This window comes from Nonomuraea sp. NPDC003707 (genome assembly GCF_053587055.1).
This window is the reverse complement of the sequence record NZ_JBSFNK010000036.1, coordinates 88,177-100,105: the sequence shown is the minus strand read 5'-3', so window position 1 is coordinate 100,105 and position 11,929 is coordinate 88,177. Positions and strand designations below refer to the sequence as shown.

Annotated in this window: 13 protein-coding genes; 10 read left to right on the top strand and 3 right to left on the bottom strand. The window is 70.6% G+C overall.

From position 1 onward, the window contains the following. Window positions 1-32 precede the first annotated feature (32 nt). Window positions 33-2,096, bottom strand: coding sequence for a PhoX family protein (locus ACWDRB_RS53795; protein ID WP_449908274.1), 2,064 nt, complete (start codon window positions 2,094-2,096; stop codon window positions 33-35). A 114-nt stretch (window positions 2,097-2,210) separates the two neighbouring features. Here ACWDRB_RS53795 and ACWDRB_RS53790 point away from each other — a divergent pair, with 114 nt between their 5' ends. Further along, a complete protein-coding gene (locus ACWDRB_RS53790) occupies window positions 2,211-2,657 on the top strand; it encodes a sterol carrier family protein (RefSeq protein WP_449908272.1) in 447 nt (148 codons plus the stop codon). Here the strand turns inward: ACWDRB_RS53790 and ACWDRB_RS53785 are convergent. Continuing rightward, window positions 2,654-3,589, bottom strand: a complete 936-nt coding sequence (locus ACWDRB_RS53785) for a DUF4190 domain-containing protein (protein ID WP_449908270.1) — start codon at window positions 3,587-3,589, stop codon at window positions 2,654-2,656. The genes ACWDRB_RS53790 and ACWDRB_RS53785 overlap by 4 nt on opposite strands. Before the next feature lie 138 nt (window positions 3,590-3,727). Here ACWDRB_RS53785 and ACWDRB_RS53780 point away from each other — a divergent pair, with 138 nt between their 5' ends. The 4 genes from ACWDRB_RS53780 (at window position 3,728) to purM (ending at window position 7,483) form a co-directional block, all read left to right on the top strand. Then, window positions 3,728-4,135, top strand: coding sequence for a MarR family winged helix-turn-helix transcriptional regulator (locus ACWDRB_RS53780; protein ID WP_397372522.1), 408 nt, complete (start codon window positions 3,728-3,730; stop codon window positions 4,133-4,135). A 91-nt stretch (window positions 4,136-4,226) separates the two neighbouring features. Continuing rightward, on the top strand, window positions 4,227-4,973 hold the full coding sequence (locus tag ACWDRB_RS53775) for an SDR family NAD(P)-dependent oxidoreductase (RefSeq protein ID WP_449908268.1): 747 nt from the start codon (window positions 4,227-4,229) through the stop codon (window positions 4,971-4,973). Window positions 4,974-5,024: 51 nt separating this feature from the next. After that, window positions 5,025-6,461, top strand: a complete 1,437-nt coding sequence (gene purF, locus ACWDRB_RS53770) for an amidophosphoribosyltransferase (protein ID WP_355207726.1) — start codon at window positions 5,025-5,027, stop codon at window positions 6,459-6,461. Beyond that, complete coding sequence (gene purM, locus ACWDRB_RS53765) at window positions 6,458-7,483, top strand: phosphoribosylformylglycinamidine cyclo-ligase (RefSeq protein ID WP_449908266.1); 1,026 nt, start codon at window positions 6,458-6,460, stop codon at window positions 7,481-7,483. The genes purF and purM overlap by 4 nt, the downstream gene beginning before the upstream one ends. A gap of 7 nt (window positions 7,484-7,490) precedes the next feature. On the opposite strand, the gene ACWDRB_RS53760 is transcribed toward purM, so the two are convergent. Next, complete coding sequence (locus ACWDRB_RS53760) at window positions 7,491-8,216, bottom strand: TetR/AcrR family transcriptional regulator C-terminal domain-containing protein (protein WP_449908264.1); 726 nt, start codon at window positions 8,214-8,216, stop codon at window positions 7,491-7,493. A 105-nt stretch (window positions 8,217-8,321) separates the two neighbouring features. On the opposite strand from ACWDRB_RS53760, the gene ACWDRB_RS53755 reads away from it, so the two are divergent. The 5 genes from ACWDRB_RS53755 (at window position 8,322) to ACWDRB_RS53735 (ending at window position 11,722) form a co-directional block, all read left to right on the top strand. Next, complete coding sequence (locus ACWDRB_RS53755; RefSeq protein WP_449908262.1) at window positions 8,322-8,915, top strand: NADPH-dependent FMN reductase; 594 nt, start codon at window positions 8,322-8,324, stop codon at window positions 8,913-8,915. A gap of 6 nt (window positions 8,916-8,921) precedes the next feature. Next, complete coding sequence (locus ACWDRB_RS53750) at window positions 8,922-10,556, top strand: DHA2 family efflux MFS transporter permease subunit (protein ID WP_449908260.1); 1,635 nt, start codon at window positions 8,922-8,924, stop codon at window positions 10,554-10,556. Between the two features lie 83 nt (window positions 10,557-10,639). Next, complete coding sequence (locus tag ACWDRB_RS53745) at window positions 10,640-10,939, top strand: hypothetical protein (protein ID WP_449908259.1); 300 nt, start codon at window positions 10,640-10,642, stop codon at window positions 10,937-10,939. Beyond that, entirely contained in the window at window positions 10,936-11,157 is a 222-nt protein-coding gene (locus tag ACWDRB_RS53740; protein ID WP_449908257.1) for a hypothetical protein, read from the top strand. Before ACWDRB_RS53745 ends, ACWDRB_RS53740 begins: the two co-directional genes overlap by 4 nt. Before the next feature lie 55 nt (window positions 11,158-11,212). Next, on the top strand, window positions 11,213-11,722 hold the full coding sequence (locus ACWDRB_RS53735) for a hypothetical protein (protein ID WP_449908256.1): 510 nt from the start codon (window positions 11,213-11,215) through the stop codon (window positions 11,720-11,722). Window positions 11,723-11,929 lie beyond the last annotated feature (207 nt).

Here is an 11,929-nt window from a genome sequence, read left to right as displayed (position 1 = left end):
ATGGAACGGTATTGCCTCAAGTTAACTTGAGGTCAAGCGCCGATCTTCTTGCCCTGGCCGTGCCAGACCACCGCGACCGACGGACGCGGCTGGTCGCCGTCGGGCCAGTGGCTGCTGGGGTTGTCGGGGTTCGCGCCGTCGGTCTCGCCGGGGTGCTGCACCGCGACGAAGACGCTGCGCTGGTCGGCGGTCACCAGCGGGCCGCAGGTCTCCGCGCCGAACGGGACGGTGAGGAACTGGCGCAGGTGGCCCCGCTCCTTGCCGCGCACGGGCATCACGAACATGCCGTCGTTGCTGCCGAGCTGGTTGCCGTCCGTGGAGATCCACAGGTTGCCGTCACGGTCGAACGCCACGTTGTCCGGGCACGAGATCGGCGAGACCTTGGTCTTGTCGTAGCCGGCGAAGTAGGTGTTGGGGTCGTTCGGGTCGCCGCAGACCAGCGGGAGCAACCACGCGAACGTCTTCTCGCCCGCGTCGTCGCGCCGCTCCACGATCTCCAGGACGTGGCCGTGCTTGTTCGAGGGGCGCGGGTTGGCCTCGTCCACCTGGGCCGCGGTGCGGTTGGTGTTGTTGGTGAGCGCCACGTACACGGCGCCGGTGACCGGGTTGCGCTCCATGTCCTCCGGGCGGTCCATCTTGGTCGCGCCCACCTTGTCGGCGGCCAGGCGGGTGTAGACCAGGACCTCGACGGCGGTCATGCCGTCCACGTACGACTTGTCGCCCGAGACCAGCGGGATCCACTCGCCCGAGCCGTCGAACTCGCCGTCGGAGGGCAGCTTGCCGCTCCCGTCGATCTCGGAGGCGGGGCTGTCGCCGGTGAACTTGGCCACGTACAGGGTGCCCTCGTCCAGCAGCGTCCGGTTGTGCCGGTCGAAGCCGGGGATGTAGCGGTTCTTGGAGACGAACTTGTAGATGTACTCGGAGCGCGAGTCGTCGCCCATGTACACGACCAGACGGCCGTCGCGGGCCAGCGTGGTGTTGGCGGCCTCGTGCTTGAAGCGCCCAAGCGCGGTCCGCTTGATCGGCGTGGAGTCGGGGTCGAACGGGTCGATCTCCACGATCCAGCCGAACCGGTTGGCCTCCTGCGGGTGCTTGGCCAGGTCGAAGCGCTCCTCCACCCGGTCGAACCGGCGGTTGCCCGACGGAGTGCCGGTGGTGATGGTGTAGCGGGTGATGTACGGCTTCTGCGCCTCGGGCACCTTGTCGCCGTTGACGAAGTACTGGTCGAAGTTCTCCTCGGCGGTCAGCACGGTGCCCCAGGGGGTGGTGCCGCCCGAGCAGTTGTTCAGCATGCCGACGGGGGTGCGGCCCGCGGGGTCGGCGGCCGTCTTGAGCAGGTCGCTGCCGGCCGCGGGGCCGGAGAACTTCATCTTGGTCTGAGCGGTGATGCGGCGGTTGTAGCGGCGGCGGCCCTTGGTGACCAGCTTCCACTCGCCCGCGCCGGCCCGCTCGATCTCCACGACCGAGCCGCCGTGCGCGGCCAGCGCGATCTTGATCTGCTCCTCGGTCGCGGCGGCGCCGCCGGTGTAACCGCGGAACATCAGGGCCTCGTTGGTGTACTCGTGGTTCACCCACAGCAGGGCGCGGTCACGGCCCATCGGCAGGAGCGTGACGTAGTCGCAGTTGTAGCCGAACTGCTTGGCCTGCGCGTCGGCGCTCTGGTTGTCGAAGTCGAAAGCGGGGGCGTCGGGCAGCACGGGGTCGCCCCAGCGCACGACCACGGACGAGCGGTAGCCATCGGGGATGGTCAGTTTGTCGTCCTTGTTCGGCGCGACCGGGGTGAACCGGAGGTCGCCGGAATTCCCGCCCCGGGCGAGCTCGGCGGCCTGCGCCTCGGGGTCGTCGGCCATGGCCGGCACGGCCCCCGTGATTCCCGCGCCCGCCACGAGGGCGCCGAGCGCGCCGGCGCGCAGCACGCCGCGGCGCGACAGCGCCTCCTTGACCACATCGCCGAAATAAGCGTTGCCACTGGTGTTCGCCACGTCATGCGCGCACGCGTTCCCGCAGCGGAACTGACACGTCATCGCGGAGCGACCGCCCTTGTGCGGGGTGGAAATCAGCGGCAGCAGCCGCCCACCCGCGTTCCGGTTCGCCACAGATCCTCCATATTTGTGCGCGGTTGTACGGCGGGGAGGTTACGGCCGCTGTCAAAACCGGAGGTGAACGATGACCTCCGTCTCGATGAACGCTGCCAGGGAGACAATGGTGAGGTGCCACCACGCAAACTGGATCAAGAGAAGCTGAGAGCGGCGCTCGACGCCCAGCTCGTCGCCCTCGACGAGCCCGCCTACGACGGTCCCGCGTCGTCGTTGCCCGACGCGCTCGTGGCCGCCGTGCTGGCCGCCTACGACCGGGGGCTCGAGCCCGAGCGCGCCGCGGCCAGGCAGGCGGTGCGCTACCTGCTCGACCGGCTGGCGACCGCCGCGCCCGGCAGGACCGTGGAGGTACGCGTGCCGCCGTACGCCGCCGTCCAGGCCGTCGAGGGCCCCCGCCACACCCGGGGCACGCCGCCGAACGTGGTCGAGATGGACGGCCGCACCTGGATGGACCTGGCCCTGGGCCGTCTCACCTGGGCGGAGGCGATGGCGAAGAACCTGGTGTCCGCCAGCGGGTCGCGGGCGGACCTGTCAGAGCACCTGCCGCTCCAGCCTTCCTAGCCGCGGGTGCCGCTCATCCAGGGAAACTTGTCCTGGACGCACTTGTCCACGAGCGGGCTGGGCAGGTGCGCGCACTCCTGCACCACGTGCCAGAACCAGATCGCCACGATCGCGAAGAGCACCAGCGAGAGCCCGCTGATCACGATGCCGGCGATCGCGCGGCCCTTGCCGGCGCGCTTGGCGAGCGCCACGCAGCCGAAGACGATCGACAGGATGGCGGTGATCAGGCCCGTGAAGCAGACGAAGACCAGAAAGGGGCTGGCCACGCCCAGCACCAGCGACGCTGTGGCCAGGCCGCTGCCGGGCTGGGCCTGCTGGTAGGTGACGCCGTAGGGCGGCGGACCGTAGCCGGGCGGGCCGCCGTACGGGCTGGACGGCGTCGTGCCGGGGACGGTCGGCTCCTGTCCCGGTGGCGGGGCGGCGTACCCGCCCGGGGTGCCGCCGCCGGGCGGCCCCTGGTCCGGCGGCGGGGGCGGGTAGGGCCGCTGGTCGTCCTGTTCGTAGCGGGACGGCGCCGGCCTGGCCGGCGGCTCCCCCTGGGCGGCCCCCCAGCCCGGGTAGGTCGGGGTGGCCCCGGGGATCTGGTACGCCTGGGTCGCCTCGGCGTCGCCCTCGGTCGGCGGCAGGACCTGGGTCGCCTCGGCGTCGCCTCCCGTGGGCGGCGGGGTCTCGGGTGAGGTGGGCAGGTCGGGATGGGTCGGCTCACCGCCCGGCCTGGGCTCGTGCGTGGGCGGCACGTCGGGCGGGGGCACCACAGGCGGCACGGGAGCGATCGGCTCCTCGCCCTCCTGAGCGGGCTCCCGCCGCTCCTCCTCCGGCTCGCCGTCGCGCCACCACTCAGGCGCGTGCCGGCCGGGCTCTTCCTCTTCCGGACGGCCTTCGCGCGGGCCCTGGCCCGGGCGGGGCTCGTTCGGGTCCTCAGGTGTGGTCATGCGTCTCCCCGACGGCTCATTTGCCGGACACTTCACCCTTTCGCGGAGAGGGTCGGCTAAACCACGCGACACGGTAAAAGGCTTCCGATGCTTGGGTCACCATGCGCCAAAATCGCAGGCGGCGGGCAAGATGGGTGCATGCTGGAGGAGACCCTGACGTACGCGCTGATCAAGGTCATGAAGGCGCACCGCAACCAGTTGGCCGCCGAGCTGGGCCCGCTCGGGCTGCACGCCGGGCAGGAGTTGCTGCTCAACCAACTGTGGCGGCAGGACGGCCTCTGCCAGGGCGAGCTCATCACCAGGCTCGGCGTCGAGCCGCCCACCGTCACGAAGACCCTCCAGCGCCTGGAGCGCGCCGGGCTCGTCCGCCGCGCGCCCGACCCCGGCCGGGCGCGGGTGACCCGCGTCTACCTCACGGACGCGGGCAAGGCGCTGCAGCAGCCGGTGGAGGACATCTGGAACCGGCTGGACGAGGAGCTCCTGCGCGGCTTCGACGCCGAGGAGCGCACCCTGCTGGCCCGGCTCGTACGCGCCATCACCCATTAGTCGTTTCGCTCCCAGCGAAATCCCCTTGCGACCAGGGCGGCCTCTCCAGTTAGCTGGCTAATTAGTCGGCTAAATAGAAGGGATCGTCTCCATGCACGTACTGATCACGGGTGGCTCGTCGGGCATCGGCGCCGCCACCGCGCTCGCGTACGCCAAGGCCGGGGCGCGCGTCACGATCACCTACAACACGGGCGCGGACCGGGCGGCCGGGGTCGTCAAGCGGATCGAGGAGGAGGGCGGCCAGGCCGCGGCCGTACACCTGGACCTTGAGGACCACGCGACCATCGCGCCCGCGGTCGCCCAGGCGGGCGAGGTGGACGCCCTGGTGGCCAACGCCGTCCGCTGGGGCACCATCATGCCCAACAGCGTGCCTTTCGAGGGCGTGCCCGCGGCCGAGTGGTCGGCGGTCATGCACGCCAACGTGGTGGCCAACGCCCTGCTCGTGCAGGCCGTGCTGCCGGGGATGCGGCACAGGGAGTTCGGGCGGATCGTGTTCGTCTCGTCGGGCGCGGGCGAGGAGGGGCTGCCGGGGCCGGGCGCGTACGGCACCGCCAAGATGGCCCTGCACGGCATGGCCCGCGCGCTGGCCTGGGACGCCGGCAAGGACGGCATCCTGGTGAACGTGGCCGTCGCCGGGCTCACGCTGACCGAGCGGGAGCGCCCGGTGTCGCAGGAGGCGCTGGACGCCATCGCGGCCCGCACGCCCACCCGCAGGCTGTCCACCGCGGACGACCTGGCCGCGCTGATCCTCTTCCTCGGATCCGCGGCGAACCGGAACCTCACCGGAGAGATCATCCGGGACGGTTCAAATGCGGGCAGATCCAGCCACGTCGCCTGATATCGCCCCCGAGTGTGCGAGCACCGAAGCGGCCGACCTAAACTGAGGCATGTGCTGAAGGGCGACGGCCGGCTCGGCCATGACCTGGACCTCGATGACCGCGCGCCTAAAGACGCCTGTGGCGTCTTCGGCGTCTGGGCTCCAGGCGAGGAAGTTTCCAAACTCACCTACTACGGGCTGTACGCGTTGCAGCACCGCGGGCAGGAGTCCGCGGGCATCGCGGTCAGCGAGGGCAGCCGCATTCTCGTCTACAAGGACATGGGCCTGGTCGCCCAGGTCTTCGACGAGTCGGTGCTCAGCACCCTGCGCGGCCACCTGGCCATCGGCCACTGCCGCTACTCCACCACCGGATCGAGCGTGTGGGAGAACGCGCAGCCCACGCTGAGCTCCACCGACGTCGGCGGCCTCGCGCTCGCCCACAACGGCAACCTGATCAACACCCCGGAGCTGGCCCAGCGCCTGGCTCCGGGCTCCACCCGCGCGACGACCGACACCGAGGTCCTGACCACGCTGCTCGCGCAGGACCGCACCCGTTCCATCGAGGACTCGGCGGCGGAGCTGCTCCCGCAGGTCAAGGGCGCCTACTCGCTGGTGTTCATGGACGAGAAGACGCTCTACGCGGCCCGCGACCCGCAGGGCATCCGCCCGCTGGTCCTGGGTCGGCTGGAGCGCGGCTGGGTGGTGGCCTCCGAGACGGCCGCGCTCGACATCGTGGGCGCCACGTTCGTCCGCGAGATCGAGCCGGGCGAGCTGCTGACCATCGACGAGCGCGGCGTCAGGTCACGCCGCTTCGCGCTGGCCGAGCCCAAGGGCTGCCTCTTCGAGTACGTCTATCTCGCCCGCCCCGACACCACCATCGCCGGGCGCGGCGTCCAGGTCACCAGGGTCGAGGTGGGCCGCGTGCTGGCCCGCGAGCACCCCGTGGAGGCCGACCTGGTCATCCCCACGCCCGAGTCCGGCACCCCGGCGGCCGTCGGCTACGCCGAGGAGAGCGGGATCCCCTACGGGCAGGGCCTGGTCAAGAACTCCTACGTGGGCCGCACGTTCATCCAGCCCTCGCAGACCATCCGCCAGCTCGGCATCCGACTGAAGCTCAACCCGCTGCGCGAGGTGGTCGCGGGCAAGCGACTGGTGGTCGTGGACGACTCGATCGTGCGCGGCAACACCCAGCGGGCCATCGTCAAGATGCTGCGCGAGGCCGGGGCCAAGGAGGTGCACGTACGCATCTCCTCGCCGCCCGTGGCCTGGCCGTGCTTCTACGGCATCGACTTCGCCACCAGGGCCGAGCTGATCGCGGGATCGCTGTCGGTCGAGGAGATCCGCGCCTCGCTCGGGGCCGACTCGCTCGGCTACATCTCCCTGGAGGGCCTGACCAAGGCCACCACCATCCCCGCCGACCGCCTGTGCAGGGCCTGCTTCGACGGCTCCTACCCGATCCCCATCGACCAGGACAACGTGGGCAAGTTCGTGTTGGAGAGCAAAGCGTGAGCAGTTATGAGGCCGCGGGCGTCGACATCGCGGCGGGCGAGCGTGCCGTCGACCTGATGAAGAGCAAGGTGGCGCGCTCGCGGCGGCCCGAGGTGGTCGACGACGCCAGCGGGTTCGCCGGGCTGTTCGACGCCTCGGCCCTTCTGCGTTACGAGCGGCCGCTGCTCGCCACCTCCACCGACGGCGTGGGCACCAAGGTCATGATCGCCCAGCGGTACGGCAAGCACGACACCATCGGCATCGACCTGGTCGGCATGGTCCTCGACGACCTGGTGGTGTGCGGGGCCGAGCCGCTGTTCATGACCGACTACATCGCCTGCGGGAAGGTGGTGCCCGAGCGCGTCGCCGAGATCGTCGGCGGCGTGGCCGAGGGCTGCCGCCTGGCCGGAGCCGCGCTGGTGGGCGGCGAGACGGCCGAGCACCCCGGGGCCATGGGGCCGGACGAGTACGACCTGGCGGGTGCCGGGACGGGCGTCGTCGAGGCCTCCGCCATGCTGGGGTCCTCCCGGGTCGTGGCGGGTGACGTGGTGCTGGGGCTGGCGTCCTCCGGGATCCACTCCAACGGCTACTCCCTGGTACGCCACGTGCTCCGCGAGGCCTCCCTGTCGCTCGACGCCGTCCTGCCCGAGCTGGGGCGCCCGCTGGGCGAGGAGCTGCTGGAGCCGACCCGGATCTACTCCCTCGACTGCCTGGAGCTGGCCCGGACCGTCGACGTGCACGCCTACGCGCACATCACCGGCGGTGGCATCGAGGGCAACCTGTCGCGGTCGCTGCCGGGCCATCTCGACGCCGTGCTGGACCGGGCCTCCTGGACGCCGCCCGCCGTTTTCGGGGTGCTCGCCGGGCACGGGCAGATCGCCCAGAAGGACATGGACCGCACGTTCAACCTCGGGGTCGGGATGGCGGCCATCGTAGCCGCCGACTCAGCGGACGAGGCCGTCAGGGTGCTGGGGGCACGCGGGCTGGACGCCTGGGTGCTCGGTGAAGTGGTGCCGGGCGAGGGCCGCGCCCGCTACCGGTAGCCGTTCCTCAGATCCCCAGCTTGGCGGCGATGCCGTCGAGGACGTACTCGAGGCCGGTCTCGAACCGCCAGAGCACGTCGTCCTTGCGGGTGGCCGTCATCAGATAGCCCTCGAAGGTGGGGTAACGCCCGGTCTGGATGTGCCAGGTCATCTGCGGGGCGAGCTCACTTCGCAGCTCGCCCCCGTCGGCCCAGCCCTGCTGGTCCATGAAGCTCTGCACGGCGATCTCGTACGCCATGGCGCCGTTGGCGTAGGCGTCCACGGCGCGGAACACGCTCATCGTCGTGTCGGGGTCGAGGCCCGATCCGGCCAGGGCCGACAGGGAGCGCTCGGTGACGGCCATGCGGCGCGGGGTGAGCGCGAGCATGGCCTGCGGGGACAGCTGAGCCAGCCACGGGTGCCGCAGCGTCATCTCGCGCGTGCCGTGCCCCAGGGCGCGCATCGTCTCCCGCCAGCCGAGTCCCTCGGGCAGCCGCAGCTCCTCGTAGGCGTGGTCGACCATCAGCTCCAGCAGCTCGTCCTTGCCTGACACGTACCGGTAGGGCGCCATGGGCGCGACGCCCAGCTCGGTGGCCAGGCGGCGCATGGTGACCGCGTCCAGGCCCTCGGCGTCGGCGATCCCCACCGCGGCCGTGGCGATGCGCTGCGGCGAGAGGGTCTGCCGCGGGGCGGGGGCCGGACGTTCCAGGCGCGCCCAGAGCGGTTCGCGCGGTTTGTCTTTCTCGACAGCCATGTGGCTCCCCTTCCGTGTCCGATACAGCGTATCCGAAGTGGACAACGTACATTCTCGTGTGTACGTTGTATCTCGCTAGATACGACGTACACAAACGGAGCCCCCATGAACGACAGCCCGCTCAAGGTCGCGGTCATCCTCGGCAGCACCCGCGACGGCCGCCTCGGCACGGTCGTGAGCAACTGGATCGTCGGCCTGCTCGACCAGCGCGGCGACATGGAAGCCGACCTCATCGACCTGGTCGAGACGCCGCTGCCGACCGTCTTCCCGGTCCTCGGCGAGCCCCCGGCCTCCCAGGAGGCCAGAGACCTGCTGGGCGCGGTTTCACCGCGGATGGCGGCGGCCGACGCCTTCGTGATCGTCACGCCGGAGTACAACCACAGCTTCCCGGCCGCGCTGAAGAACGCCATCGACTGGCACGGCCCCGAGTGGCACGCCAAGCCGGTCGCCTTCGTCTCCTACGGCGCCTTCTCCGCCGGTTTGCGCGCGGTCGAACAGCTGCGCCTGGTCCTGGCCGAGCTGCACGCGGTCACCATCCGCGACGGGGTCGGCTTCCAGCGCGTCTGGGAGCAGTTCGACGGCGAGGGCAGGACGGTCGACCCGGCCGTCGAGCCCGCCGCCAAGGTGATGCTGGACCGGCTCGCCTGGTGGGCGCAGGCCCTGCGCGAGGCCAAGGCCGTCCGGCCGTACGCGGCGTGACGCGCCATGACCCGATCCCTTTACGTCGGCGTGTTCGGCCTGCTGCTCGGCATGTTCCTGGCCATGCTGGACGGCCTGATCGTGGGCACCGCGCTGCCCACGATCGCGGGCGACCTCGGCGGCCTGGACCGCCTGCCCTGGGTCGTGACCGCCTACATGCTCGCCGCCGCGGCCACCACCCCGATCTGGGGCAAGGTCGGCGACCTGTTCGGCCGCAAGGCGACCTTCATCAGCGCGATCGCGCTCTTCCTGGCCGGGTCGGGACTGGCCGGACTGTCGCAGGACATGGGCCAGCTCATCGCCTTCCGCGCCGTGCAGGGGCTCGGCGCGGGCGGGCTCATGGTCGGGGCGCTGGCCATCATCGGAGTTCTCGTACCGCCCCGCGAGAGCGGCCGGCTGCAGTCGATGATCGGTGTCATCATGCCGATCGCGTACGTCGGCGGGCCGCTCCTCGGCGGCCTGCTCACCGACTACCTGAGCTGGCGCTGGACCTTCTACGTCAACCTGCCCGTCGGCGCCGTGGCGCTGCTGATCATCTCCACCCGGATCCACCTCCCGCCCACCGAACGCGTCAAGCCCCGCATCGACTACGGCGGCGCGGCCCTGCTCACCACCGCCATCGTGGCCCTGACCCTGCTGGCCGGCTGGGCGGGCACCGCGTACGCCTGGACCTCACCCCAGGTCCTCGCCCTGGGCACGCTCTCCGTGCTCGCCCTGGCCGGATTCGTCGCCGTCGAGCGCCGGGCCGCCGAACCGGTCATCCCGCCCCGGCTGTTCGCCGACCGCGGCTTCACCCTGGCCCAGGTCCTCAGCTTCCTCGTCGGCGCCGCCATGGTCAGCGTGACCAACTACCTGCCCCAGTACATGCAGTTCGTCCAGGGCGCCTCGCCCGCGGCGGCCGGCATGCTGCTGCTGCCGCTGATGTTCGGCATGCTCGCCGCGCAACTGGTCACCGGCCGGCTCATCAGCCGCGACGGCCGCTACCGCCGCTATCCGATCCTCGGCGGCGCGCTCATGACCGCCGGGTCCCTGGCCCTGCTCCTGCTCGACGCCTCCACCCCCGCACCGGCCGCCTCGGCGCTCACCCTCGTCATCGGGACGGGGATCGGCCTGGTGATGCAGAGCACCACGCTCATCACGATCAACGGCGCCGACCCGCGCGACATGGGCGCCGCCAGCGGCACCGTCACCCTGCTGCGCACCGTCGGCGGATCGCTGGGCATCGCCGTGCTCGGCACCCTGTACGCGGCCCGGATGCGCACCCACCTGACCGCCCACCTCGGCCCTGGCCAGGCCGGACAACTGGAGCGGAGCGGCGAGCTGACACCTGGCTCGCTGCCCCGCCTGCCCTCCCCCGTGGCCGACGCCGTTCGCGAGGCCGTCACCAGCGGCCTGCACGCCCTCCTCATCGGCGCCGCGGCCCTCGCGGCGATCTCCTTCGCGATCGCCTGGCTCATCCGCGAGATCCCGCTCCGCACCGAAACCCCACCCCGGCCGGATCCCGAACCGACCCCCCAGCCGGACCTCAAAGCGGCACCCCAGCCGAACCACCAACCAGACCCCGAAGCGGTCCCCCAGCCGAACCACCAACCCGAGCCCCAGTCAGACCCCGAAGCGGCGCGCCTGCCCCGGAAAGGCTGAGTCAAAATTCACCCGGAAGCGGGATCCGCGCCCGGGAAAAGGGAATCGCGCCGATAGCGGGCACTGCGATCCCAGAGGGGGCCATGAACGGATTCTATTGGGGATTCGCCACGGCGGGACTCGCGGCCATGGTCCTGACGATGGTCGGCAACTCCGGCATGCGTGCGGCCCTCCGCGCCATATTCAGGCGCCCGCTCGGCGAGCTGACCCTGATCGTGAAAGCCGGGACCACGCTCGAGTCCCCGCAGGGGGCACGCCCGGCCACGGAGGAAGAGGTCATTCCCATTGATGGGCTGATCATCAAGGTCGATGCGGACCGGAGCGGCCCACCCGCGCCGAGCCCGGCGACGCGCTCCCGCCGGTACGCGGGAGGGCCGGAATGAGCCCGGGCGGCGGCGCGACGACCGTGGACCGGAATTTCAGACTCGTGTTCTTCGTGGTGCTCGGCTTCACGGTCCTCTTCGTGGGCGGCGCTATTTATTCGGGTTTCTTCATCGCCAATCCCACTCCGTCGCAGATGTCGACGACGGAATGGCTGCAAAGAGCGGCGTGGGCGGGCCTGGGCGTGATTTTCGGCCTGCTCGGCGGCAAAACAGTTTGATCCCGGAACGACGCCACCTGTCACCGTCGACACGCCGGTGGCGTACCATCCCGCCATGGCATTGCAGGAAATCAGTTACCTAGAGGCATGGTCACTCTGGTCAGCGGGCGTGGACATCAAGTCCCGCATCCTATGGGGGCTGGAGATCTACAAATGGGCACGTCTGGCCAAGGTCGCGGCGCTCCTGGCAGGTTTGGCCATCCTCATCGACATTGTCGGGCCCGCGCGCTTACGGGAATGGCTGTCCCCGCTGAAGAAGCCGGTCGAAACCACGGTCATGGCAGCGGTCGGCATCCTGTGCCTTGCCCTGCCCTTCGCCTTTCTCTGGTTTGTCGCTTCGACGCTACCCGGCCCCATTGCGTTGGGGGCCCTCATACTACTGCCGATAGGATGGGGAATCGGCGCCTACATACTCGAAAGCTTCATCAAGGGAAAAGGACGCCCGGTTGCGGCGGTCGCCGGGCTCGTCAAGATAACCGAGCACACCGTGTTCATCCAGTTCGTAAGAACCGCGAGCCTGATCCTGCTCGTGGCGGCGTTCCACTTCGACTTCCTCGCCAGCTAGTCTCCTGGGGCGCTGCTCACAGCGGACGACCACCCGTGGAGGACGCGGCCCACAGCCGGGGGAGCACGAGGTGGCCTGCCGGGGATCGGGGCGAAGCCCTGATCCCCCATCAGCACGCCCGAGCGTCAGCGAGGACCGCGCCTTTGGGGGATCGAAAGGGGGCTCGCCCCCTTGGGAGGCAGGGCCCGAACCATCGCATGGCGCGTA

What these genes read in the sequence shown, in the direction of transcription:
- ACWDRB_RS53775 (WP_449908268.1), top strand. Translation starts at nt 4,227, where the DNA reads ATGCACGTACTGATCACGGGTGGCTCGTCGGGCATCGGCGCCGCCACC.
- ACWDRB_RS53750 (WP_449908260.1), top strand. Translation starts at nt 8,922, where the DNA reads ATGACCCGATCCCTTTACGTCGGCGTGTTCGGCCTGCTGCTCGGCATG.
- ACWDRB_RS53755 (WP_449908262.1), top strand. Translation starts at nt 8,322, where the DNA reads ATGAACGACAGCCCGCTCAAGGTCGCGGTCATCCTCGGCAGCACCCGC.
- ACWDRB_RS53740 (WP_449908257.1), top strand. Translation starts at nt 10,936, where the DNA reads ATGAGCCCGGGCGGCGGCGCGACGACCGTGGACCGGAATTTCAGACTC.
- ACWDRB_RS53745 (WP_449908259.1), top strand. Translation starts at nt 10,640, where the DNA reads ATGAACGGATTCTATTGGGGATTCGCCACGGCGGGACTCGCGGCCATG.
- ACWDRB_RS53785 (WP_449908270.1), bottom strand. Translation starts at nt 3,589, where the DNA reads ATGACCACACCTGAGGACCCGAACGAGCCCCGCCCGGGCCAGGGCCCG.
- ACWDRB_RS53760 (WP_449908264.1), bottom strand. Translation starts at nt 8,216, where the DNA reads ATGGCTGTCGAGAAAGACAAACCGCGCGAACCGCTCTGGGCGCGCCTG.
- ACWDRB_RS53735 (WP_449908256.1), top strand. Translation starts at nt 11,213, where the DNA reads ATGGCATTGCAGGAAATCAGTTACCTAGAGGCATGGTCACTCTGGTCA.
- ACWDRB_RS53780 (WP_397372522.1), top strand. Translation starts at nt 3,728, where the DNA reads ATGCTGGAGGAGACCCTGACGTACGCGCTGATCAAGGTCATGAAGGCG.